22 protein-coding genes are annotated in these 21,055 nt (G+C 66.7%); 9 read left to right on the top strand and 13 right to left on the bottom strand.

From position 1 onward, the window contains the following. Positions 1-128: 128 nt before the first annotated feature. Genes NAO55_RS13320 through flhA form a run of 4 tightly spaced genes read left to right on the top strand, consistent with a single transcriptional unit; the run spans position 129 to position 4,430 of the window. The gene (locus NAO55_RS13320; RefSeq protein ID WP_014595416.1) at positions 129-401 is read left to right on the top strand and encodes a flagellar biosynthetic protein FliQ; all 273 of its coding nucleotides are present in this window, start codon (positions 129-131) and stop codon (positions 399-401) included. 21 nt (positions 402-422) lie between these two features. Beyond that, positions 423-1,202 carry a flagellar biosynthetic protein FliR gene (gene fliR, locus NAO55_RS13315; protein WP_102839250.1) on the top strand — a complete coding sequence of 260 codons (780 nt, stop codon included), beginning with the start codon at positions 423-425 and terminating at the stop codon, positions 1,200-1,202. Beyond that, positions 1,195-2,337, top strand: coding sequence for a flagellar type III secretion system protein FlhB (gene flhB / locus NAO55_RS13310; RefSeq protein ID WP_102839249.1), 1,143 nt, complete (start codon positions 1,195-1,197; stop codon positions 2,335-2,337). The genes fliR and flhB overlap by 8 nt, the downstream gene beginning before the upstream one ends. After that, a complete protein-coding gene (flhA, locus tag NAO55_RS13305) occupies positions 2,334-4,430 on the top strand; it encodes a flagellar biosynthesis protein FlhA (protein WP_102839248.1) in 2,097 nt (698 codons plus the stop codon). The genes flhB and flhA overlap by 4 nt, the downstream gene beginning before the upstream one ends. Positions 4,431-4,435: 5 nt before the next feature. Here flhA and NAO55_RS13300 read toward each other — a convergent pair whose 3' ends face one another. Both NAO55_RS13300 and NAO55_RS13295 read right to left on the bottom strand, forming a co-directional pair. Beyond that, positions 4,436-4,777, bottom strand: a complete 342-nt coding sequence (locus tag NAO55_RS13300) for a PilZ domain-containing protein (protein WP_102839247.1) — start codon at positions 4,775-4,777, stop codon at positions 4,436-4,438. Positions 4,778-4,889: 112 nt separating this feature from the next. Beyond that, positions 4,890-5,120 carry a hypothetical protein gene (locus NAO55_RS13295; RefSeq protein WP_102839246.1) on the bottom strand — a complete coding sequence of 77 codons (231 nt, stop codon included), beginning with the start codon at positions 5,118-5,120 and terminating at the stop codon, positions 4,890-4,892. A gap of 188 nt (positions 5,121-5,308) precedes the next feature. On the opposite strand from NAO55_RS13295, the gene NAO55_RS13290 reads away from it, so the two are divergent. Continuing rightward, the gene (locus NAO55_RS13290; RefSeq protein ID WP_102839245.1) at positions 5,309-6,730 is read left to right on the top strand and encodes an iron-containing redox enzyme family protein; all 1,422 of its coding nucleotides are present in this window, start codon (positions 5,309-5,311) and stop codon (positions 6,728-6,730) included. 23 nt (positions 6,731-6,753) lie between these two features. Next, positions 6,754-7,701 carry a methyltransferase gene (locus tag NAO55_RS13285; RefSeq protein ID WP_102839244.1) on the top strand — a complete coding sequence of 316 codons (948 nt, stop codon included), beginning with the start codon at positions 6,754-6,756 and terminating at the stop codon, positions 7,699-7,701. A 71-nt stretch (positions 7,702-7,772) separates the two neighbouring features. On the opposite strand, the gene NAO55_RS13280 is transcribed toward NAO55_RS13285, so the two are convergent. The 4 genes from NAO55_RS13280 to NAO55_RS13265 form a co-directional block, all read right to left on the bottom strand. Then, on the bottom strand, positions 7,773-8,705 hold the full coding sequence (locus NAO55_RS13280; protein ID WP_011911386.1) for an AEC family transporter: 933 nt from the start codon (positions 8,703-8,705) through the stop codon (positions 7,773-7,775). A gap of 124 nt (positions 8,706-8,829) precedes the next feature. Beyond that, positions 8,830-9,348, bottom strand: a complete 519-nt coding sequence (locus NAO55_RS13275) for a transcriptional regulator (RefSeq protein ID WP_102839243.1) — start codon at positions 9,346-9,348, stop codon at positions 8,830-8,832. 61 nt (positions 9,349-9,409) lie between these two features. Continuing rightward, positions 9,410-10,582 carry a zinc-dependent alcohol dehydrogenase gene (locus NAO55_RS13270; protein WP_011911384.1) on the bottom strand — a complete coding sequence of 391 codons (1,173 nt, stop codon included), beginning with the start codon at positions 10,580-10,582 and terminating at the stop codon, positions 9,410-9,412. A gap of 183 nt (positions 10,583-10,765) precedes the next feature. Next, complete coding sequence (locus NAO55_RS13265; protein ID WP_102839242.1) at positions 10,766-11,626, bottom strand: NAD-dependent epimerase/dehydratase family protein; 861 nt, start codon at positions 11,624-11,626, stop codon at positions 10,766-10,768. Between the two features lie 132 nt (positions 11,627-11,758). On the opposite strand from NAO55_RS13265, the gene NAO55_RS13260 reads away from it, so the two are divergent. From NAO55_RS13260 to NAO55_RS13250, 3 genes are all read left to right on the top strand, one after another. Next, a complete protein-coding gene (locus tag NAO55_RS13260; protein WP_063540976.1) occupies positions 11,759-12,679 on the top strand; it encodes a hydrogen peroxide-inducible genes activator in 921 nt (306 codons plus the stop codon). 4 nt (positions 12,680-12,683) lie between these two features. Then, positions 12,684-14,756 (top strand): ATP-dependent DNA helicase RecG, encoded by a 2,073-nt coding sequence (gene recG, locus NAO55_RS13255; protein WP_102839241.1) that lies wholly within the window; start codon positions 12,684-12,686, stop codon positions 14,754-14,756. A 75-nt stretch (positions 14,757-14,831) separates the two neighbouring features. Beyond that, the gene (locus NAO55_RS13250) at positions 14,832-16,235 is read left to right on the top strand and encodes an aminoacyl-tRNA deacylase and HDOD domain-containing protein (RefSeq protein ID WP_102839240.1); all 1,404 of its coding nucleotides are present in this window, start codon (positions 14,832-14,834) and stop codon (positions 16,233-16,235) included. 64 nt (positions 16,236-16,299) lie between these two features. Here NAO55_RS13250 and NAO55_RS13245 read toward each other — a convergent pair whose 3' ends face one another. Genes NAO55_RS13245 through gspG form a run of 7 tightly spaced genes read right to left on the bottom strand, consistent with a single transcriptional unit; the run spans position 16,300 to position 21,050 of the window. After that, on the bottom strand, positions 16,300-16,815 hold the full coding sequence (locus NAO55_RS13245; protein WP_102839239.1) for a type II secretion system protein M: 516 nt from the start codon (positions 16,813-16,815) through the stop codon (positions 16,300-16,302). Beyond that, positions 16,815-17,948, bottom strand: coding sequence for a type II secretion system protein GspL (gene gspL, locus NAO55_RS13240; protein WP_102839238.1), 1,134 nt, complete (start codon positions 17,946-17,948; stop codon positions 16,815-16,817). The genes NAO55_RS13245 and gspL overlap by 1 nt, the downstream gene beginning before the upstream one ends. A gap of 3 nt (positions 17,949-17,951) precedes the next feature. After that, on the bottom strand, positions 17,952-18,920 hold the full coding sequence (gspK, locus tag NAO55_RS13235; protein ID WP_102839237.1) for a type II secretion system minor pseudopilin GspK: 969 nt from the start codon (positions 18,918-18,920) through the stop codon (positions 17,952-17,954). Then, positions 18,917-19,630 carry a type II secretion system minor pseudopilin GspJ gene (gene gspJ / locus NAO55_RS13230; protein ID WP_102839236.1) on the bottom strand — a complete coding sequence of 238 codons (714 nt, stop codon included), beginning with the start codon at positions 19,628-19,630 and terminating at the stop codon, positions 18,917-18,919. The genes gspK and gspJ overlap by 4 nt, the downstream gene beginning before the upstream one ends. Beyond that, positions 19,627-20,046 (bottom strand): type II secretion system minor pseudopilin GspI, encoded by a 420-nt coding sequence (gspI, locus tag NAO55_RS13225; protein WP_102839235.1) that lies wholly within the window; start codon positions 20,044-20,046, stop codon positions 19,627-19,629. Before gspI ends, gspJ begins: the two co-directional genes overlap by 4 nt. Further along, positions 20,043-20,612 carry a type II secretion system minor pseudopilin GspH gene (gene gspH / locus NAO55_RS13220; RefSeq protein WP_102839234.1) on the bottom strand — a complete coding sequence of 190 codons (570 nt, stop codon included), beginning with the start codon at positions 20,610-20,612 and terminating at the stop codon, positions 20,043-20,045. Before gspH ends, gspI begins: the two co-directional genes overlap by 4 nt. A gap of 3 nt (positions 20,613-20,615) precedes the next feature. Then, the gene (gene gspG / locus NAO55_RS13215; protein ID WP_102839233.1) at positions 20,616-21,050 is read right to left on the bottom strand and encodes a type II secretion system major pseudopilin GspG; all 435 of its coding nucleotides are present in this window, start codon (positions 21,048-21,050) and stop codon (positions 20,616-20,618) included. Positions 21,051-21,055 lie beyond the last annotated feature (5 nt).

The raw sequence follows: 21,055 nt of genomic DNA, 5'->3' as shown, positions 1-21,055 counted from the left end.
ACGACCCTTGGTCAGGCGAGAACGCGCAAGGCGCAACCTGTAGGTGGCGCCGAGGAAAGCGTCACGCCCCCATATCTGCGGCCGAGCCAAAACGGCTCTTACAAAACGCCCCGCATGATGGTGCCCCAATGCTAACCCCCGACACCGCCGTCCATATCGTCTCCAACGCCATCCACGTGATCGTCCTGGTGGTCTGCGTGCTGATCGTCCCGAGCCTGCTCGGCGGCCTCTTGATCAGCATTTTCCAGGCCGCCACCCAGATCAACGAACAGATGCTGAGCTTCCTCCCGCGCCTGTTGATCACCCTCGGCATGCTGGTGTTCGCCGGGCACTGGATCCTGCGCACGCTGAGCGATCTGTTCATCGAAACCTTCCAGCAGGCGGGTCGCCTGGTCGGCTGAATCATGCCCAACGATCCCCTCATGCAAGCCGGCCAATACCTGCAATCGCTGCTCGCCTACTGGTGGCCGTTCTGCCGGATCATGGCCGTGTTCAGCCTGGCGCCGATGTTCAGTCACAAGGCGATCAGCGTGCGTGTGCGCATCCTCCTGGCGCTGGCGCTGACCCTGGTGCTGGGTGCCGCCTTGCCGACGCCCCCCACCCTCGATCCGCTGTCGCTGGCCGGCATCCTCGCGGCCATCGAGCAGATCGCCATGGGGCTGCTGCTGGGTCTGGCGCTGCTCCTGGTGTTCACCGTGTTCACCCTGATCGGCGATATCGTCTCGACCCAGCTCGGCCTGTCCATGGCGGTGTTCAATGACCCCATGAACGGTGTCTCCTCGGCGTCGATCATCTACCAGCTGTATTTCATCCTGCTGGCACTGCTGTTCTTCGCCATCGACGGGCATCTGGTCACGGTGAGCATCATCTACCAGAGCTTCGTCTACTGGCCGATCGGCAGCGGGCTGTTCTATGACGGTCTGCAGACCATCGCCTGGTCGATGGCCTGGGTGCTTTCGGCAGCTCTGCTGATCGCCCTGCCGATCGTCTTCTGCATGACCCTGGTGCAGTTCTGCTTCGGCCTGCTCAACCGCATCTCGCCGGCGATGAACCTGTTCTCGCTGGGCTTTCCCATGGCGATCCTCGCCGGCCTGTCGCTGATCTACCTGACCCTGCCGAACCTGGCCGAGGCCTACCTGCACCTGACCCGCGACCTGCTGGACAAGATCGGCGTCCTGCTCCGGAGCGGCGGCCATGTCTGAGCAGAACAGCAGCCAGGAAAAGACCGAGGAGGCCTCCGAGCAGAAACTCAAGAAGAGTCGCCAGGATGGCCAGGTCACCCGCTCCAAGGACGTCGCCACCACCGTTTCGCTGCTCGCCACGCTGCTGGTGCTCAAGCTCAGCGCCGGGTTCTTTCTCGACGGCATGCAGCAGAGCTTCAGCTACTCCTACATCGACTTCCGGCAGAGCGAGATCGGCGTCGATGACCTGCAGCTGATCCTCACCCACAACCTGCTGGTGTTCATCAGCGTGCTGCTGCCGCTGCTGCTGACGCCGATCCTGGTGATCGCCTTTGCCCTGGTGCCAGGCGGCTGGGTGTTCGCCTCGAAGAACTTCGCGCCCAAGTTCAGCAAGCTCAACCCAATCACCGGGCTGGGGCGGATGGTCGGTGCGCAGAACTGGAGCGAGCTGGCCAAGTCGCTGCTGAAGATCTCCGCGCTGCTCGGCATCGCCGCCTGGCAGCTGTATTACGCCGCACCACGCCTGATCGCGCTGCAGCGCACCGACATCTTCAGCGCCATCGGCGGCGCCTTCTCGCTGACCTTCGACCTGGCGCTCTCGCTGCTGCTGGTGTTCGTGCTGTTTTCCTTCATCGACATCCCACTGCAGCGCTTCTTCTTCCTCAAGAAAATGCGCATGACCAAGCAGGAGCGCAAGGAAGAGCACAAGAACCAGGAAGGCCGCCCCGAGGTGAAGGCGCGCATCAAGCAGCTGCAACGTGCGCTGGCGCAGCGGCAGATCGCCAAGGTGATCAAGGATGCCGACGTGGTGATCGTCAACCCGACCCACTATGCCGTGGCGCTCAAGTACGACCCGAAGAAGGCCGAGACGCCCTTCGTCATCGCCCGCGGCGTCGACGAGATGGCGCTGTACATCCGCAAGATGGCCCAGGCCAACGCGCGCGAAGTGGTCGAGCTGCCGCCGCTGGCGCGGGCGATCTACTACAGCACCCAGGTCAACCAGCAGATTCCGGCGCCGCTGTATACCGCGGTGGCCCACGTGCTGACCTACATCCTCCAGCTCAAGGCCTGGAAACAGGGCCGTCGGCAAGGCAAGCCGGCGCTGGCCAGCAACATCCACATCCCCGAAGAACTGTTCAACCGAGCACGCTCATGAACCTGATGCAGAAACTCACGCCCACCTTCCGCAGCGGTCGGATCGGCATTCCGCTGATCATCCTGTCGATCCTGGCGATGATCATCCTGCCGCTGCCACCGCAGCTGCTGGACATCCTGTTCACCTTCAACATCGCCATGGCGGTGCTGGTGCTGCTGGTCAGCGTGTCGTCGAAGAGCCCGCTGGATTTCTCGCTGTTCCCCACGGTGATCCTGATCACCACGCTGATGCGCCTGACGCTTAACGTCGCTTCGACGCGGGTGGTGCTGCTCGAGGGCCATACCGGCACCGGCGCGGCGGGCAAGGTGATCGAGGCCTTCGGCGAGGTGGTGATCGGCGGCAACTTCATCGTCGGCCTGGTGGTGTTCGTGATCCTGATGATCATCAACTTCATCGTCATCACCAAGGGCGGCGAGCGCATCTCCGAGGTGACCGCGCGCTTCACCCTGGACGCCCTGCCGGGCAAGCAGATGGCCATCGATGCCGACCTCAACGCCGGCCTCGTCACCCAGGAAGAAGCCAAGGCGCGGCGCCAGGAAGTGGCCAAGGAAGCCGACTTCTACGGGGCCATGGACGGTGCCTCGAAGTTCGTCCGCGGCGATGCCATCGCCGGCATCCTGATCCTGCTGATCAACCTCTTCGGCGGTTTCGCCATCGGCGTGTTCGTCCATGACCTGGGCGCCGGCGATGCCTTCAAGCAGTACGCCCTGCTCACCATCGGTGACGGCCTGGTGGCGCAGATTCCGGCGCTGCTCCTGTCGACTGCAGCGGCGATCATCGTTACCCGCATCAACGAATCCAGCGACATCACCAGCCAGGTGCAGCGCCAGCTGCTGGCCAACCCGGCCTCGCTGTACACCGTGGCCGGCATCCTCTTCGTGCTCGGCCTGGTGCCGGGCATGCCGCATCTGGCGTTCATCGGCTTCGCCGCGCTGATCGGCTTCATCGCCTGGCGCGTCTCGCTGCAGCAGCCACCGGCCGAGGGTGCCGATCTCAAGGAAATCCAGCAGCTCGGCCAGGCGATGGACAAGGAAAAGGCCCAGTCGCTGGCCTGGGAGGACATTCCGCTGGTCGAGCGGCTGTCGGTATCGCTCGGCTACAAGCTGGTCGGGCTGGTCAACGAAGCCTCCGGCGCACCCCTGACCGCGCGGGTACGCGGCGTGCGCCAGACGCTGTCCGAGCACCTGGGCTTCCTCCTGCCGGAAGTGCAGATCCGCGACAGCCTGCGTCTGAAGGCGTCGCAGTACGACATCTACATCAACGGCGAGAAGATCGACGGCGCCGAACTGCACGCCGACCGCCTGATGGCGATCCCGTCGCCGGAGCTGTACGGCGAGATCGACGGCATCCTCGGCACCGACCCGGCCTATCGCATGCAGGTGGTGTGGATTCAGCCGACGGACAAGTCCCGCGCGCTGAACCTCGGCTATCAGGTGATCGATTGCGCCAGCGTCATCGCCACCCACCTGAACAAGGTGATCCGCGAGCACCTGCCGGACCTGTTCAAGCACGACGACGTCGAACACCTGATGCAACGCCTGACGCTGCAGGCACCGAAGCTGGCCGAAAGCCTGAAGGGCGCGCTGAGCTACACCCAGCAGATGCGCGTGTACCGTCAGCTGCTGCAGGAGGAGGTGCCGCTGCGCGACATCGAGACCATCGCCAGTACCCTGCTCGAATGCAGCGAGACCACCAAGGACCCGGTGCTGCTGGCCGCCGACGTGCGCTTCGCACTGCGCCGCAGCATCGTTTCGATGGTCGCTGGCGACCGCCGCGAGCTGGGCGTGTTCGTGCTGGAGAACGCTTTGGAGAACACCCTGCTCAACGCTCTGGCCATCGCCCAGCAGGCCGGGCCGGTCAGTCTGGACAACATCCCGGTGGAGCCGAGCCTGCTCAATCAGCTGCAGAACAGCATGCCGGTGGTGAAGGAAAAGCTGCGCAAGGACGGCCATCCGCCGATCCTCACCGTGATGCCGCAGCTGCGCCCGCTACTGGCGCGCTATGCACGGGTGTTCAGCCCGGGGCTGCATGTGTTGTCGCAGAACGAGATACCCGACCGGGTCGGGGTGAACATCCTCGGCACGCTGGGCTGACACCTTCAGTAGAGCTTGCGTCGGCGCGGCGCCTGCTGCGCCACCATGGCGGTGAACTCGGGCGACGGCCGGTCGAGGGCGAAGCCCATTTCGAAACTGTCGCGCCGCGAGTCCTTGCGCGACCATTGGCAGATCACTACCACCTCGATCTGCCGTACCCGCTCGCCGTGCTCCGGCACGTGCAGCACCATCTCGTAGCAGCCGCCGACCGCCAGCGGCTGGCTGGCAACCAGGCGCAGGCCGCCGAGCGAGAGATCGGCGACATAGCCCATGGGTTCACCGTTCAGGCGGTTGCTGACCTGGATGCTGCTGATGTGGCGAAAGCTGAAGCGACTGTGTTGGCGCATGTCCGTTGCTCGGCTGATGGCAGTGATAGAGCCAGCAGGCGACCCAACGTCCGTCGGAGTTAAGTCGCCGCCATCGGCCGCGCGCCGGACACCCCGCAAAACGTGACCCGTATCACCCGCGCCCTCGCTCCGGGTCGGTATTCGACGAATCGTGCAGCGCCTCCTCGTCGCTCACCTCCTCGGCCAGTCCCGGCGGCACGTTGTAGGCGCCGCCCGGGACGTCGCTCTCATCGCCGCCAGCAATCTCACCCTGGGTCGAGGTGGTTTCGGGGTTCTGTTCGTGGGCATCACCGCTCTGGTCGATGGACTCGATGCTCTCGCGGCCCGGTTCGTTCTCGCTCATACGCACTCCTCGTTCGCTGTCGAAACCCCGGCTGATCCGGGGTGCCTGTTAAGTGTAGAAAGAGCCGCGCGCTCGGAAGTTGCAGCGTTAGCCCGGCTTTCTGGACCAATGGCCACTCGGCGGGGCAGCTGAACTAAACCAGCAGCCCGGCAGCCAAAACTCAACTGGAACTGCCATAGAACAGAATCATGCAACTGACGTCCCGCAGCCTGCCGAGCACCCCTGCCATCAACCCGGAGCCGGAACAGCCGTCACGGGCGCTGTACTTCGCCCTCGTCCGCGAGGTCGACCAGCACGCGCGGGAGAACGCCGCCGATTACCTGCGCACGCAGCTCGAAGCGGCCACCGCCCTGCCCTGTGACCTGCCGGCGGACCCCGCCGGTCTGGACGCCTGGGTGCTGCAGCGCACCGAAGCGGTCGGCCTTCAGTACCAGGCTTATCTCGAGCAGCGTCGCGCCGGCGGCCCCCGCCGCTACTTTCCGAGCAAGGCCCATGCGCTGCATTTCCTGCGCGGCGTGGCGCCGACCAAGCTGGTCGACGGCGCCTGGCTCTACGGCCTGCTGCAGCGCTGGGACGATGCCCGTTTCACCGCGCTGATCCAGACCTACCTGGAGGAGCTCGGCGAAGGGCAGCCGGAAAAGAACCACGTGGTGCTCTACCGCAAGCTGCTGGCCAGCCAGGGCTGCGACGACTGGCAGGAGCTGGACGACGAGCACTTCGTCCAGGGCGCCATTCAGCTGGCGCTGGCCGAGCACGCCGAGCAGTTCCTGCCGGAAATCATCGGCTTCAACCTCGGTTACGAGCAGCTGCCGCTGCACCTGCTGATCACCTCCTACGAGCTGACCGAACTGGGCATCGACCCCTACTACTTCACCCTGCACGTCACCGTCGACAACGCCGACAACGGCCACGCGAAGAAGGCTGTGCAAGGCCTGCTGGATGCATGGCCGCAGGTGGGCGACAGCGCCGAGTTCTATCGCCGCGTGCGCGATGGCTATCGGCTCAACGACCTGGGCGCCAGCACCGTCTCGGTGATTGGCGACTTCGACCTCGATCGCGAGGTGCAGCGCATCTTCGATAAGAAGGCCGCGGTCGGTCAGTTCGTCCACTCCGACTACTGCCGCTTCGAAGGGCGCACGGTCAACCAGTGGCTCGGTGAAGACGTCGAGCAGTTCCTCGCCGTGCTGGACAAGCGTGGCTGGATCAAGCGCGGCCACGACCCGCAGGAAAGTCGCTTCTGGCAACTAATCGTCGGCGAACAGGCGCCCATGTTCGGAGTGTTCAGCGCCTACGAACAGCAGATGATCCATGACTGGATCGCCGCTGACTGGCAGGCCGAGGGCAAGCGCAGCCCGCGCGGTGCGCTGCTGCAACGCCTGGCGGCGTTCAACGCACGGCGCGCCGCGCCTGCGCCGGCCATGCCGCAACCCGCCGAACACGTCAATGGCAACGATTTCGACGAGGAGCTGCAGCTGCTCGAACAGCAGGTCGCCCGCCTGCCCGACCGCGCCGCGCGCATGCGCCTGCTGCTGCCACTGCTGGCACCGCAGCGCCACCACAGCGCCGCCGGCCTGCTGGCCACGCGGCTGTTCAACGAACTGTTCAACTGACGAGATCGATCAAGGAAAGCACCATGACCATGGACACTGCGCAGGACCGCGCATTGCTGCATCTAGGCCAGGCCCTGCGCGATCGCGGCTATCACTTCATCACGCCCACCCCGCTGACCCACGAACGGGTCAACCAGCGCCCGGAGAATGCGCTGGCCGACGACCTGCACGGGGTGTTCGGCTGGAGCCGGCCCTTCCAGCACGAACTGCTGCCGGGCCCGCTGTTCAGCCTGATGGATCAGGCGCAGGCGCTAGAAGCCTGCGGTTCGCGCTGGCGCTCGAAGGTGCGGCTGTCGAGCCTCGACGGCCAGCTGTTCCTGCACTCGGCATTTCCCACCAGCGCCAGCGACGCGGTGTTCTTCGGCCCGGATACCTACCGTTTCGCCAACGCCATCCGCTGCCATCTGAACCAGCACACCGGGATGATCCGCCGCGCGGTGGACATCGGCTGCGGCTCCGGCGCCGGGGCGATTCTCACCGCGCTGGCGCGGCCGCAGGCCGAGGTACTGGCGGTGGACATCAACCCCGAGGCGCTGCGCCTGACCCGTATCAACGCGGCACTGGCCGGTGCCGACAATCTGCGCGCCCTGCACAGCGACCTGCTGAGTGCGGTGGACGGCGAGTTCGATCTGATCCTGGCCAACCCGCCCTATCTGGTCGACGCCGACCAGCGCGCCTATCGCCACGGCGGTGGACCGCTGGGCGCGGGGCTGTCGCTGGCGATCCTCGATGCCGCGCTGCAGCGCCTGGCGCCGGGTGGAACGCTGCTGCTGTATACCGGCGTGGCGATGCTGGACAACCAGGACCCGTTCCTCGCGGAGGTGCGCCGACGCCTGCAGGGCGGCGCCTTCAGCTGGACCTATCGCGAGCTGGACCCGGACGTGTTCGGCGAAGAGCTACTCGGTGGCGCCTACGTCAAATGCGACCGCATCGCCGCCGTGGTGCTGGAAGTGACGCTACCAGCGAGCTGACCGTAGGGAAAGGGGTGCGTAGGGTGGATAAGGCCGCAGGCTTATCCACGCGCCAGATGAACCTGCGCAGTTCAGACCGGCAACAGCAGCAGGATCAGCGACAGGGTCAGCAGCGAGCCGAGCGTCGAGTACAGCACCACCCGCGATACCCGCGAGCCCTCGCGGCCATAGAACTCGGCAAGCATGTACGGCCCGGTGCCGGTCGGTAGCGCACTCAGCAGCAGCGCCGAATAGGCCCACAGGGTCGGCAGTTCGAACACCTGAAACGCCAGGTACCAGGTGATCAGCGGCTGTACCACCAGCTTCAACCCCACCAGCGGCCAGACGCCCTGCACCCGACCGGCCGGTTGCGGCTGGGCGAGGAACAGGCCCAGCGAGACCAGCGCGCAGGGCGCCGCCGCTGCGCCCAACAACTTGAGCAGGGTGGCCAGCGGCACCGGCAGCTGTACACCGCCGGCAGCCCATAGCGCGCCGAGCATGGGCGCGATCACCAGGGGGTTGCGCACCAGCGCCCCGCTCACCTTGCCCAGCGTGCGCAGCAGGCCCTGACCCGCGTGCAGCCCGGTCTCGACACAGGCCAGGGCGATGGCGAACAGCACGCAAACAACGATGATCGAGGCGACCATCGCCGGCTGCAGTGCCTCGTCGCCGAGCACCAGCATGCACAGCGGAATCCCGACATAGCCGGTATTGGCATACGACGCACCCAACGCATCCAGGCTGGCATCGACCAGCGGCTGCTTCTGCAGCAGGCGATACGCAAGGGTGAAGGCGAACACGCCGAGGCAGCCGATGGCGAAGGCAGCGATAAAGCCCGGCTGCCAGAGCTGCTCCCAGGTAGAGGTGGCGACCACGCTGAACAGCAGCGCCGGCAGGCCCAGCCAGACCACGAAACGGTTGAGTTCCGAAGCGCCGGTCGGCCCCATGCGCCCGCTGCGACGACACAGGTAGCCGAGCAGGATCAGCGCGAAGACGGGCAGGACAACATTGATGACCGAGGACATGGGCTCTCATCTGCAAACGGAAGCGTCGCTGAGCCCAGCGGGCGGACGACCGGAACGGCCGGCCACCTTAACAAAAACTTCGTCGAACCGAGACCGTACGGCGCCCCGGTTCGACGCGAGGGACTCAGTGCAGCGAGGGCGAGTAGCCGTTGGGCTCGGCGCGCGCCGCGGCAAACTGCGCCTCGACGCTGCCGCGAGCCTGCTGCGTGCCTGTGGGGAAACCGCTGCGATCGCTGTAGTCCCACTCGACCGCTGGCACCCGTTCGGCATCCAGACCCTTGGCGCAGCTCAGGTCCAGTGCGGTGATGCCGGCCACCGCCCCGGCGGCGATGGCCGCGTTGGCCGGCTCGTTGCCGTGTTCGACACTCCAGCCGAGACCGGCCAGATCCAGCGCGTCACCGCCGATGCGGCCATAGATCCAGGGCTTGGGATCATCGGTCAGCAGGATGCCGACCCCGGTTGCGATCTCGCGCAGCCCGCAGGCACGAATCACCGTTTCATTGCCTGACATGCCAATGCAGCGCGCCACCTGCCGCGGCGCCACCAGCTGGACGACGCCCAGACCGATACTGAACCAGCCCAGTCCCCGCGCCAGCGAGCGCGCCGAATGGTTGGGCCGGGTGACTTGACGTGGAATGCTCATGAAAGACTCCTCGCTCGATAAGTGGCTCGGCCGATCCCTACCGTAGGGATCGGCGACCGGTTCATGGCTTGAGGACCACCTTGATGCAGCCGTCATGCTTGTCGCGGAAGGTCTTGTACATCTCCGGGCCCTGCTCGAGGCTGACGCTGTGGGTGATGACGAAGCTCGGATCGATCTGCCCCTCCTGGATGCGGTTGAGCAGGTCGTCGGTCCAGCGGTTGACGTGGGTCTGGCCCATGCGGAAGGTCAGGCCCTTGTTCATCGCGGCACCGAACGGAATCTTGTCGATCAGCCCGCCGTAGACGCCGGGAATCGAGATGATCCCGGCCGGGCGGCAGACGTAGATCATTTCGCGCAGCACGTGCGGCCGGTCGCTCTCGAGCATCAGCGCCTGCTTGGCTCGGTCGTACATCGAATCGATCGAACGCGCCGCGTGCGCCTCCATGCCCACCGAGTCGATGCACTTCTCCGGACCCTTGCCGCGGGTCAGCTCCTTGAGCCGCTCGAGCACGCTTTCCTCGTCGAAGTTGATGGTGATGGCACCGCCGGCACGGGCCATGGACAGCCGCTCGGGCACGTTGTCGATGCAGATGACCTGCTCGGCGCCCATCATGATCGCGCTGCGGATGGCGAACTGGCCGACCGGGCCGGCGCCCCATATCGCCACCGTGTCGGTGGGCTGGATATCGCACTGCGCCGCGGCCTGCCAGCCGGTGGGCAGGATGTCGCCGAGAAACAGCACCTGCTCGTCGGTCAGGCCATTGGGGATCACCACCGGGCCGACATCGGCGTAGGGCACGCGCACATACTCGGCCTGGCCGCCGGCATAGCCGCCGGTGAGGTGGGTGTAGCCGTAGAGACCGGCCGTGGTATGGCCGAACACCTTGTCGGCGATGTCCTTGTTGCGATTGGTACGCTCGCAGACCGAGAAATTGCCGCGCCGGCACTGGTCGCATTCGCCGCAGACGATGGTGAAGGGCACCACCACGCGGTCGCCGACCTTGAGCTTCTTGTTCGCCGAGCCGACCTCCATCACCTCGCCCATGAACTCGTGGCCCATGATGTCGCCGTGCTGCATGCCGGGCATGAAGCCGTCGTACAGGTGCAGGTCGGAGCCGCAGATGGCGCAGGAACTGACCTTGATGATGGCGTCGCGCGGGTCCTCGATGGAGGGATCGGGGACGTGGTTGTCGCAGCGGATGTCGTGCTTGCCGTGCCAGCGAAGGGCTCTCATGGACAATCTCCTGTCGGGTTTCGGAAACGCCGTCTCGGTGATTCTCCTTCTGCCTCGCTGTTGCTCCTCTGTCGGTGCGGCGTGCTGTCAAGGTTTTAGTAAGCAGCGCCGCACGAGAGTGCCCGGTTACCGACGGGATGCATGCCCGCCGCACCGCCAGAACACGAGCGCAACGGCGGCTGACTAGTGCCGATTGCGCCCGAGCGAGGCATAGCCGTCGCGGTAACTGGCGAACCTCGGTTTCCAGCCCAGCGCGCGGGCGCGGGCGTTGCTGCAGCGCTTGCTGCCGGCGCGTCGGGTCATGCTCTGCTCGGCCCAGTGGGTGACACCCAGCCGCTCGCGCAGCCAGTCGACCACCTCGTGCAGCGGCGCCGGGTCATCGTCGACACCCAGGTAGCAGGGCTGCAACGCGGTGCCGCTGGCGTCCGCCTGCAGCAGGAAGGCCAGCAGCGCGGCGGCATCGTCGCGGTGAATGCGGTTGCTGTACTGCGGCGGATCGCGCTCGACCCGCAGGCCGGCACGCACCTGGTTCTGCAACCAGGGGCGACTCGGGTCGTACAGCCCGCCCATGCGCACGCAGGTGGCCGGCAGGCCGCAGCCGAGGGCCAGTTGCTCGGCCTCGAGCATTACCTGCCCGGTGAAGCCGGTCGGCTCGGTGGGCGAATCCTCGTCGATCCATTCGCCGTCGCGCTGGGCATAGACGCCGGTGCTGGAAACGAACAGCAGACGGCGCGGCTGCTGTTCATGCTGTCGCAGCCAGCGAAGCACGTTGCGCAGCCCCTCTACATAGGCCTGGCGATAGCCGGCCTCATCATGCTCGGTGGCGGATGCAGCATAGACCAGATAATCCAGCGTGCCGTTGGGCCAGCAGCGCGGACAGCTCGCTTCGGAAAGGTCCCCGCTGACCGGCAGGATCGGCACCGGCAGCTCGGCGGCGTTGCGCCGCAGGCCGTATACCGTCCAGCCGGCACGGCTCAGTTGCAGACCGAGACGACTGCCGACGTCGCCGCAGCCTGCGATCAGTACGCTCAGGCGCTTGCCCATCTTCTGCTCCCTCAGTGAGTACCCGTACGCGGGCCGTATGCACTGAAGTGTACCGGCTTTCGTATGCGTGCCACCGGTTGGTTATGGGCAGCGCAAAGGCTATGCTTGCTGGCACTCTGATGGATGCTGACTATGACTCTGACCGAACTGCGCTACATCGTCACCCTCGCCCAGGAACAGCACTTCGGCCGTGCCGCCGAGCGCTGCCACGTCAGTCAGCCGACCCTTTCGGTTGGCGTGAAGAAGCTCGAGGACGAGCTGGGTGTACTGATCTTCGAACGCACCAAGAGCGCCGTGCGCCTGACCCCCGTGGGCGAAGGCATCGTCACCCAGGCGCAGAAGGTGCTGGAGCAGGCGCAGAGCATTCGCGAGCTGGCCCAGGTCGGCAAGAACCAGCTGGCCGCACCGCTCAAGGTCGGTGCGATCTACACTGTCGGCCCCTACATGTTCCCGCACCTGATCCCGCAGCTGCACCGCGTGGCGCCGGACATGCCGCTGTATATCGAAGAGAATTTCACCCACGTCCTGCGCGACAAGCTGCGCACCGGCGAGCTGGACGCGATCATCATCGCCTTGCCGTTCCAGGAAGCCGACGTGCTGACCAAGCCGCTGTATGACGAGCCGTTCTACGTGCTGATGCCGGCCGATCACCCGTGGACCGCCAAGGAAACCATCGACGCCGAGATGCTCAACGACAAGTCGCTGCTGCTGCTCGGCGAGGGCCATTGTTTCCGCGATCAGGTACTCGAAGCCTGCCCGACCACCCGCAAGGGCGAGGCGGCCAGCCACACCACGGTCGAATCCAGTTCGCTGGAAACCATCCGCCACATGGTCGCCTCGGGCCTGGGCGTGTCGATCCTGCCGCTGTCGGCAGTCGAGAGCCACCACTACTCCCCCGGCGTGCTGGAAACCCGCCCACTGACGCCGCCGGTGCCCTTCCGCACCGTGGCGATTGCCTGGCGCGCCAGCTTCCCGCGGCCCAAGGCCATCGAGATCCTCGCCGACTCGATCCGCCTGTGTTCGGTAGGCAAGCCGCCGTCGGCGAAAGCCTGAGGCCATGAGCGAACTGGCGACCGTTCCGGTCACCGCACTCAAGGGCGTTGGCGCCGCACTGGCCGAGAAGCTCGCCAGGGTCGGCCTGGAAACCCTGCAGGACGTGCTCTTCCACCTGCCGCTGCGCTACCAGGACCGCACCCGCGTGGTGCCCATCGGCGCGCTACGCCCGGGTCAGGACGCGGTGATCGAAGGCATCGTCGCCGGCGCGGATATCGTCATGGGCCGTCGGCGCAGCCTGCTGGTGCGCCTGCAGGACGGCAGCGGCACGCTGAGCCTGCGCTTCTATCACTTCAGCCAGGCGCAAAAAGAAGCGATGAAGCGCGGCACCCAGCTGCGCTGCTACGGCGAAGCCCGTCCCGGGGCCTCGGGACTGGAGATCTACCATCCCGAATACCGCGCGCTGACCGGCGAGCCGGCGCCGGTGGAACAGACCCTGACGCCGATCTACCCGACCACCGAGGGCCTGACCCAACAGCGCCTGCGTAACCTCAGCGAGCAGGCGCTGAGCCGACTCGGCCCGCACAGTCTGCCGGACTGGCTGCCGGCCGAGCTGGCCCGCGAGTACCGGCTCGGCCCGCTGGATCAGGCCCTTCGCTACCTGCACCGGCCGCCACCGGACGCCGATCTGGAGGAGCTCGCCGAGGGCCGCCACTGGGCCCAGCATCGCCTGGCCTTCGAAGAGCTGCTGACCCATCAGCTGTCGCTGCAGCGCCTGCGCGAGCGGGTGCGCGCCCAGCAGGCACCACAACTGCCGCCGGCGAAAAGGCTGCCGCAGCGCTTTCTCGCCAACGTCGGCTTCAGCCCCACTGGCGCGCAGCAGCGCGTCGGCGCCGAGATCGCCTATGACCTGGCCCAGCACGAACCGATGCTGCGCCTGGTGCAGGGCGACGTCGGCGCCGGCAAGACCGTGGTGGCTGCCCTTGCCGCCCTGCAGGCGCTGGAGGCCGGTTACCAAGTGGCGCTGATGGCGCCCACGGAAATCCTCGCCGAGCAGCACTTTCTCAACTTCAGCAAGTGGCTGGAGCCGCTTAACATCGAAGTCGCATGGCTGGCCGGCAAGCTCAAGGGCAAGGCCCGCGCCGCGGCGCTGGAGCAAATCGCCGGCGGCTGCCCGATGGTGGTCGGCACCCATGCGCTGTTCCAGGACGAGGTGGTCTTCAAGCGCCTGGCCCTGGTGATCATCGACGAGCAGCACCGCTTCGGCGTGCAGCAGCGCCTGGCCCTGCGCCAGAAGGGCATCGACGGCCGGCTCTGCCCGCATCAGCTGATCATGACCGCCACGCCTATTCCGCGCACCCTGGCGATGAGCGCCTACGCCGACCTCGATACCTCGATCCTCGACGAGCTGCCGCCGGGGCGCACGCCGGTGAACACCCTGGTGATCGCCGACAGCCGGCGCCTGGAGGTGATCGAGCGGGTGCGCATCGCCTGCAACGAGGGCCGCCAGGCGTACTGGGTGTGCACCCTGATCGAGGAATCCGAGGAGCTCACCTGCCAGGCCGCGGAAACCACCTTCGAGGATCTATCCGCTGCCCTCGTGGGCCTGCGCGTCGGGCTGATTCACGGCCGCATGAAGCCGGCCGAGAAGGCCGCGGTGATGGAGCAGTTCAAGCGTGGCGAGCTACAACTGCTGGTCGCGACCACGGTGATCGAGGTCGGGGTCGACGTGCCCAATGCCAGCCTGATGATCATCGAGAACCCGGAGCGCCTGGGCCTGGCCCAGTTGCATCAGCTGCGCGGGCGGGTCGGCCGCGGCAGTGCAGCAAGTCACTGCGTACTGCTGTACCATCCGCCGCTGTCGCAGCTGGGTCGCGAGCGCCTGGCGATCATGCGCGAGACCTGCGACGGCTTCCTCATCGCCGAAAAGGACCTGGAGCTGCGCGGCCCCGGCGAGATGCTCGGCACGCGCCAGACCGGCCTCCTGCAGTTCAAGGTCGCCGATTTGATGCGCGACGCCGAGCTGTTGCCAGCGGTGCGTGATGCCGCGCAGGAGCTGCTGACGCGCTGGCCGCAGCACGTCAGCCCGCTGCTCGAGCGTTGGCTGCGTCATGGCCAGGAATACGGCCAGGTATGACAACCATCCGTCGCCACACCATCCGCGGCTGACGGCTTCGCTATACTCCGGCAGGTCACTACAACGGGTCCGCTCATGAATTCTGCTGTCGACACCGAAAGCTGCTCCGAACTGCCCCTCCTGATCACCAAGCTGTTGAAAGACCTCGGTGTGAGTTACCAGATCCAGCGCGATCGCCCCAATTTTCCCGCTGCGCAGCGGGTGCAGGCGGTGCTGCTGGACGACAGCATCGGCGCGATGCTGGTGTTGTTCCCGCAGGACCATCTGCTCGATCTGGCACGCCTGGCCGAACTCACCGGCCGGGAACTCGCTGCGGTCAAACCAGAGCGGCTGGCGCGCATGCTCGCCAAACACCAGCTGAGCCGCTTGCCCGGCGTACCCTCGCTGACCAGCTCGCCCTGCCTGTACGAAGAGCGCCTGCTGCAGCAACCAAGGCTACTGCTGGAGTCCGGCCAGCTCGGTATGCTGGTGGAGGTCAGCAGCAGCGACTTCAAGCGCATGCTGAGCAAGGCCAGCGCCGGCAACTTCGCCGTGCCGCTGAGCAGCATCCGGCCGAACCTGGACCGCCCGCACGACGACCGCGCGGAGATCAGCCAGGCGGTGCAGAGCTTCACCGCGCGGCGCATCCAGAAGCGCCTGGAAGAGACCATCGAGATTCCGCCGCTGCCGCATACGGCGCAGAAGATCATCAAGCTGCGGGTCAACCCCGAGGCCACCGTCGACGACATCACCGGCGTGGTGGAAACCGACCCGGCACTGGCGGCGCAGGTGATCAGCTGGGCGGCCTCGCCCTACTACGCCGCACCCGGACGCATCCGCTCGGTGGAAGACGCCATCGTCCGCGTGCTCGGTTTCGATCTGGTGATCAACCTGGCTCTCGGTCTGGCCCTGGGCAAGACCATCAGCCTGCCGAACGACAAGCCGCAGGACGCCACGCCCTACTGGCAGCAGGCGATCTACACAGCCGCGGTGATCGAGGGACTGACCCGCGCCATCCCCCGCGAGCAACGCCCGGAGCCGGGCCTGAGCTACCTCGCCGGGCTGCTGCACAACTTCGGCTATCTGGTACTGGCGCATGTCTTCCCGCCGCATTTTTCGCTGATCTGCCGGCATCTGGAAGCCAACCCGCACCTGTCGCACAGCCACGTCGAGCAGCACCTGCTGGGTATCACCCGCGAGCAGATCGGTGCCTGGCTGATGCGTCTGTGGGGCATGCCCGAGGAACTGGCGGCCGCCCTGCGTTTCCAGAACGATCCGGGCTATGACGGCGACGATGCGGCCTATCCGAACCTGGTCTGCCTGGCGGTGCGCATGCTGCGCAACCGCGGCATCGGCAGCGGGCCGGACACCGAGGTGCCGCAGCAGCTGTTCGATCGCCTCGGCATCAGCCGCGAGCGAGCCGACGACGCGGTGGCCAAGGTGCTCGCCGCGGAGGCCGCACTGCGGGCACTGGCCATGCAGTTCAATTCGCCACACTGACGCCTGTCGGCGCTGCCGGGTTGCGCGTATAGCCGCCAGCCCGACGGCACGCGGTCGCTGCGTTTCAACTACCGGCGCGAAAAGTCACCCGGGCGTTGACCAGACCATCTCCGGCACGCTCCAGGCTGACCTCGACAACGCTGACGCCTTGTCCCTGCAGCGCATCGAACCAACGCAAGAGCAGCGCATAGGACGCGCCGGGCAGGCTCACCTGCAGGCCGCCATCGCTGCTGTTGTCGAAACTTTCGATCCGCAGATTGCCCTGCTGCGCGCTCTCGGTGATCACACCCTGCAACTGCTCCGTCGCCAGCTCGACCTGGTTGCTGCGCTCCATCTGCCGCGCCAGTTCGGTGTTCTGCTCCATGTAGGCATGCAGTTCACGCTGTGCCTGATAGTACTCGCGCGCCTCGGCAGCCTGACGCTGGGCCGGCAGCCACAGCCAGAGGTAGAACAGTACGGCGAAAAGAAAGGCCCCGAGCAGGCTCAACGAGGTGCGTTCACGCGGTGCCAGACGTTGCCAGCGCTGCCACAGCGGCGAGTCGGCGAGGCGCACGGCCAGCTGTTGTTTGAGATTCATCATCAGCCTCCGATCACCACGCGAGCACTGACGCCGTCGCCTTCGCGGCTGGCCGAGCCCAGCTGTACGCTCTGACCGGTTTCATCCAGGCGCCGGCGCAGGGTCTCCAGCGTCGGGAAGTCCATGGCCTGCACCTGCAACGCCAGGTCGCCACGGTCCTGGTTGTAATCGAGCTGGCCGATGGTCACCGGAATGCCGTCCTCCAGGGCCGCGGCGGCATGATCGAGCAGACGCAGAAAGCCGGCCTGCCCTCCGCTGCCGCGCGCCAGGTGATCATCGAACTGCGCGCGCATGTTGACGATGCGGGTGTCCTCGGGAAACAGCTCGCGATACAGCGCCAGGCTGGCCTCGGCGTAGGCGTCGCCCTGGCGCTGGAAGTACCAGGCCTGGCTCAGGTTGAAGCCCAGCTGCACCAGCAGGATCAGGCCGGCGACGGCGAACAGCGGTTTCCAGTATCCGAGGCCGGTATTGCCGACCTCCACGGCGAAGTCGCCTTGGGCAAGGTTGATCGCCGCCGCGCGCTGCGCGGCGAGAAAGGCATAGGGGTCGTCCAGCTGGCGATAGTCGTCCAGTGCCAGCGGCGGCTCGGCCACGTTGCCCTGTGCGTGCCAGGGTGCCGGGCAGAGCGTGGCGAGCTGCGGCCAGTCCGCGCCGGCGAAGGCCAGCCGGGTCTCGCCCTCGCCACCGAGCAGGCCGCGCTCGCCAATGAACAGCAGCTGCGTCGCCTCGCGCGGCAACAGGTCGGCGTCGACATGGATCGCCACGATCAGCAGCCCCAGTTCGCGCAACTGCTCCAGCCAGCCGGCCAGCAGCTGGCGGCGGATCGCCACGACGCGCTGGCGGCCATCCGGCAGCGTCTCGCCCAGGGCCAGGTGCAGATCATCGACGTTTTCGGCAAGCAGCTCCTCGGCGGCGTAGGCCAGCGCCTGCTGCATCCAGCGCGCCTTGCGGGTCGGCAGGCTGATCGCGAAGAAGCTGCAGACTTCGGCCGGCAGGATCAGGCTGATCGCGCCACTGCCACCGCTGCAGTCGGCCAGGGGCTGCCAGCGGCCGGGCTCTTCCTTTGGCAGCCAGTAGACGCGGGTCTCGGCGTCGAGCCGGGCCGGGCAATCGGCGGGCAGAAACAGGCAATCCATGGTCTAGCGTTCTCCGTCGGATGGGAGGGTCTGCCGGGCAGGCTGACCGAGATTTCGCGCGAGCACACGGACGCTGCCGTCCTGCTCGCGTTGCAACAGGCTGACCAGCGCCAGCCGGCGGTCGCCCAGGCGCACTTCGCTGGTGGCCTGGAAGAATTGACTGCCAACCGCCAGCGCAGTGCCCTGCAGCGTAGTTCCGGCCAGCGCCGGCTGCGCGAGAAACGCCGCGCTGTTGCGAAACGGCACGGCGCGGCGCAGCTCCACCAGCGACTCGGCCGCGCCGAGGCTGAGGTTGTCGCTCAGGCTGGAGAGCACCATCGCGCTGGCCGTGTTGACGTTCAACGGCACGTTCGGCGGCAGCGCGACGACGTAGGGTGCCAGCCGCTGGAAATCCTCTTCGCGCATGTCCAGCAGCAGGCGCAGCTCGGACAGATCATGCAAGCGGCGACCGGCGCTGCGATAGGGCGTATCGAGGCCGAGATAGGCGTTGTCTTCGGCACCCAGCTCGCCACTGGGCTGCTGGTCGGGATCGATCCAGTCGAGCAGGCGCTCGGCATAGGGCGCGCTGATCTGAAGACGCAGCAGCAACCGGCGGAATTGCTCGACCGCGGCGGGGTTGGGCTGCTGGTCGCGCAGCAGGTCGTTGAGGTTGAAGCGTCCGGCGAGATCCTCGATACGCACGAGGATCTCGCCCTGATCGATCTCGAACGCCGGCAGCGGCTGCGCCCAGGGCTCGAGCAGATGATCGATCGCGGCGGCGCCAGGCTCGCCGCCCTTCAGGTCGCGGGCCAGTATCGCCTGCGCCAGCGCCTCGCCGCCCAGGGCGTAGTGCCAGGCCTGACGCGCCTGCAGCTGGTTGCTGGTGGCGCGGATGCTCAGCTGCTGGCGCGCCACCATTGCCCCGCTGACCACGGTGACGATGGCCACCACCAGCAGCACGGTGATCAGTGCCACACCGCGCTGACGACTCATTGCGGCAGCTCTCCTTCGAACGGCTCGGGTACGCCCTCGGCGCCGGGCAGCCCCTGCTGCATCGTCTGTTCGGCGGCATCGGGCAGGCGCAGCAGACGGGTGATGCGGCCGTAGCGGGCGTGCTCGATATTCAATTCCAGGGCGATCGGCAGGCGTTCGGCGGCGTTCTCCGGGCTACCGCGGCCGAAATCGAACGGCGGCCACTCTTCGTGCCACACGGTGTCCTCGTCGAGGTAGCGCAGCTGCAGGCCCTGGACATTGTCCAGCACGCGTTGCACGCGCGGCTCGCTGTCGATGTCGCGGTCGAGCACCACCCAGTAGACGCGCTCGAGGTTATCGCCGGCCAGACGCCAGCGCACCCGCTGCAGATTGGCGCGGCGCAGCCCGGTGGGATTGCGCCAGCCGGCGCGGGTCAACTCCAACACCGGCGCGCCATCCTCACCACCCAACTGGCCGATAAAGGCGTTGCGTTCGTCGCCGAAACCGTCGCGAATCGGCCGCCCGACCACCTGCTGCAGGTCACGTTCGAACGCCCACACCGCCCGGCTCAGCTCACGCAGCTGCAGTTCCTGGGCACGCACCGCCTCGTCGCTCTGCAGCACCGCTTCGAGCATGCGATAGGTGCCGAGGCCCAGCAGCGCGAACAGAGCGATGGCGATCAGCAGTTCGAGCAGGGTGAAACCGGCGCTGGTGCGCGCGTGAGCGTTCATTGGCGCGCTGCTCCCGGGCCGACACCGATGAAGCCGGTGAGGCTGGTAACCGCGCGCTCGGGTAGCGGGTCGCTGCGGCCACGCGATGCCTGCAGCGCCACCCAGACGGTCACCCGCAGCAGGCCCGGATCGGCGCTGGCCTCGATTTCACTGAGGGTCTGCCACTGGCGACCGCCGTATTCCAGCTCCTGGGTCTCGCGGCCAATGGCAGGCGGGGTCTGCTGCAACTGCAGTTCGCTGATGCGGTTGTCGGCGATCCAGCCGGCCAGGGTCAGCTCTTCCAGGCGCCCGGCGTTGGTCAGGCTGCGCCCGGCCGCGGTGAGCACCACGGCCGAAACGCTGGCGAAGATCGCCAGCGCCACCAGCACTTCCAGCAGGGTGAAACCGCGGCCGGCCCTGGCCAGAGATGCTCTCATCGCCTGTCTCCGAGCGGCTCGGCCTCGGGCAGGCGGAAGCCGTCGCTGGCGATCAACCAGGCGTCGCCGCCCGACTTGCGCTCGGACAGACGCAGGCTGAATGGCGACAACTCGCCACTGGAGAGAATCAGCAACTGCGGCTCCAGCCGCGGCGCGCGGCGCTCGGTGCGCTCGCCTTCGCCGGACAACCCGGCGCGATCATCTTCGCGCCGGATCGGGGCCAGCAGTTCCAGCGGCGTGCCATCCAGTTCCAGGTCCAGGCGCATCCATTCCGGCACCTTGTGCACCTTGCGCCGCTCGACTTCCAGCCAGCGCGTGGCCGCCTCGTCGTAACGCAGTACTCGATAGCCCTCGCTGCTGACCAGCAGGCCGTATTCACGACTGTCGAGCACCGCCTCGTCGCTGAGCACGCCGATCAGCGCCGCCAGCCGCCGCGCCTCGTCACGCAGCTCGCGCGAGGTGCTCGAGCCTCCGACGCTGAGCACCGCCACGCTGACCAGAATGCCCAGCAGAACGATCACCACCAGCAGCTCGATCAGCGTGAAGGCGCGGGCGCGTTGCCGCATCGATTACAGGTCCCAGTTACCGATGTCGGCGTTCAGATCGCTGCCGCCCGGCTTGCCGTCGGCGCCGAAGGAATAGAGGTCGAACTGGCCCTGGGTGCCCGGCGACAGGTACTGGTAGTCGTTGCCCCAAGGGTCCTTGGGCAGGCGCTTGAGATAGCCGTCGCGGTTCCAGTTCTTCGGTTGCGGGCTACCCGAAGGCTTCTTCACCAGCGCCTCCAGACCCTGCTGGGTGCTCGGATAGGCGAAATTGTCCAGCTTGTACATGTCCAGCGCCGCGGCGATCGCCTTGATATCGCCCTTGGCCACGGTGACCTTGGCCTGGTCCGGGCGGCTCATCACCTGCGGCACCACCAGTGCGGCGAGGATGCCGAGGATGACCACCACCACCATGATCTCGATGAGGGTGAAGCCCCCTTGCGTACGTCGTTGCAACTTCATTGTCG

Origin of the sequence: Stutzerimonas frequens (genome assembly GCF_024448335.1) — a bacterium.
Taxonomy (GTDB): Bacteria; Pseudomonadota; Gammaproteobacteria; order Pseudomonadales; family Pseudomonadaceae; genus Stutzerimonas; species Stutzerimonas frequens.
The sequence above is the reverse complement of the archived record's forward strand: the minus strand, read 5'-3'. Positions and strand labels throughout refer to the sequence as shown.

Coding starts and splice junctions, on each gene's coding strand:
- NAO55_RS13320 (WP_014595416.1), top strand. CDS start 129: ATGCTAACCCCCGACACCGCCGTCCATATCGTCTCCAACGCCATCCAC.
- fliR (WP_102839250.1), top strand. CDS start 423: ATGCAAGCCGGCCAATACCTGCAATCGCTGCTCGCCTACTGGTGGCCG.
- flhB (WP_102839249.1), top strand. CDS start 1,195: ATGTCTGAGCAGAACAGCAGCCAGGAAAAGACCGAGGAGGCCTCCGAG.
- flhA (WP_102839248.1), top strand. CDS start 2,334: ATGAACCTGATGCAGAAACTCACGCCCACCTTCCGCAGCGGTCGGATC.
- NAO55_RS13300 (WP_102839247.1), bottom strand. CDS start 4,777: ATGCGCCAACACAGTCGCTTCAGCTTTCGCCACATCAGCAGCATCCAG.
- NAO55_RS13295 (WP_102839246.1), bottom strand. CDS start 5,120: ATGAGCGAGAACGAACCGGGCCGCGAGAGCATCGAGTCCATCGACCAG.
- NAO55_RS13290 (WP_102839245.1), top strand. CDS start 5,309: ATGCAACTGACGTCCCGCAGCCTGCCGAGCACCCCTGCCATCAACCCG.
- NAO55_RS13285 (WP_102839244.1), top strand. CDS start 6,754: ATGACCATGGACACTGCGCAGGACCGCGCATTGCTGCATCTAGGCCAG.
- NAO55_RS13280 (WP_011911386.1), bottom strand. CDS start 8,705: ATGTCCTCGGTCATCAATGTTGTCCTGCCCGTCTTCGCGCTGATCCTG.
- NAO55_RS13275 (WP_102839243.1), bottom strand. CDS start 9,348: ATGAGCATTCCACGTCAAGTCACCCGGCCCAACCATTCGGCGCGCTCG.
- NAO55_RS13270 (WP_011911384.1), bottom strand. CDS start 10,582: ATGAGAGCCCTTCGCTGGCACGGCAAGCACGACATCCGCTGCGACAAC.
- NAO55_RS13265 (WP_102839242.1), bottom strand. CDS start 11,626: ATGGGCAAGCGCCTGAGCGTACTGATCGCAGGCTGCGGCGACGTCGGC.
- NAO55_RS13260 (WP_063540976.1), top strand. CDS start 11,759: ATGACTCTGACCGAACTGCGCTACATCGTCACCCTCGCCCAGGAACAG.
- recG (WP_102839241.1), top strand. CDS start 12,684: ATGAGCGAACTGGCGACCGTTCCGGTCACCGCACTCAAGGGCGTTGGC.
- NAO55_RS13250 (WP_102839240.1), top strand. CDS start 14,832: ATGAATTCTGCTGTCGACACCGAAAGCTGCTCCGAACTGCCCCTCCTG.
- NAO55_RS13245 (WP_102839239.1), bottom strand. CDS start 16,815: ATGATGAATCTCAAACAACAGCTGGCCGTGCGCCTCGCCGACTCGCCG.
- gspL (WP_102839238.1), bottom strand. CDS start 17,948: ATGGATTGCCTGTTTCTGCCCGCCGATTGCCCGGCCCGGCTCGACGCC.
- gspK (WP_102839237.1), bottom strand. CDS start 18,920: ATGAGTCGTCAGCGCGGTGTGGCACTGATCACCGTGCTGCTGGTGGTG.
- gspJ (WP_102839236.1), bottom strand. CDS start 19,630: ATGAACGCTCACGCGCGCACCAGCGCCGGTTTCACCCTGCTCGAACTG.
- gspI (WP_102839235.1), bottom strand. CDS start 20,046: ATGAGAGCATCTCTGGCCAGGGCCGGCCGCGGTTTCACCCTGCTGGAA.
- gspH (WP_102839234.1), bottom strand. CDS start 20,612: ATGCGGCAACGCGCCCGCGCCTTCACGCTGATCGAGCTGCTGGTGGTG.
- gspG (WP_102839233.1), bottom strand. CDS start 21,050: ATGAAGTTGCAACGACGTACGCAAGGGGGCTTCACCCTCATCGAGATC.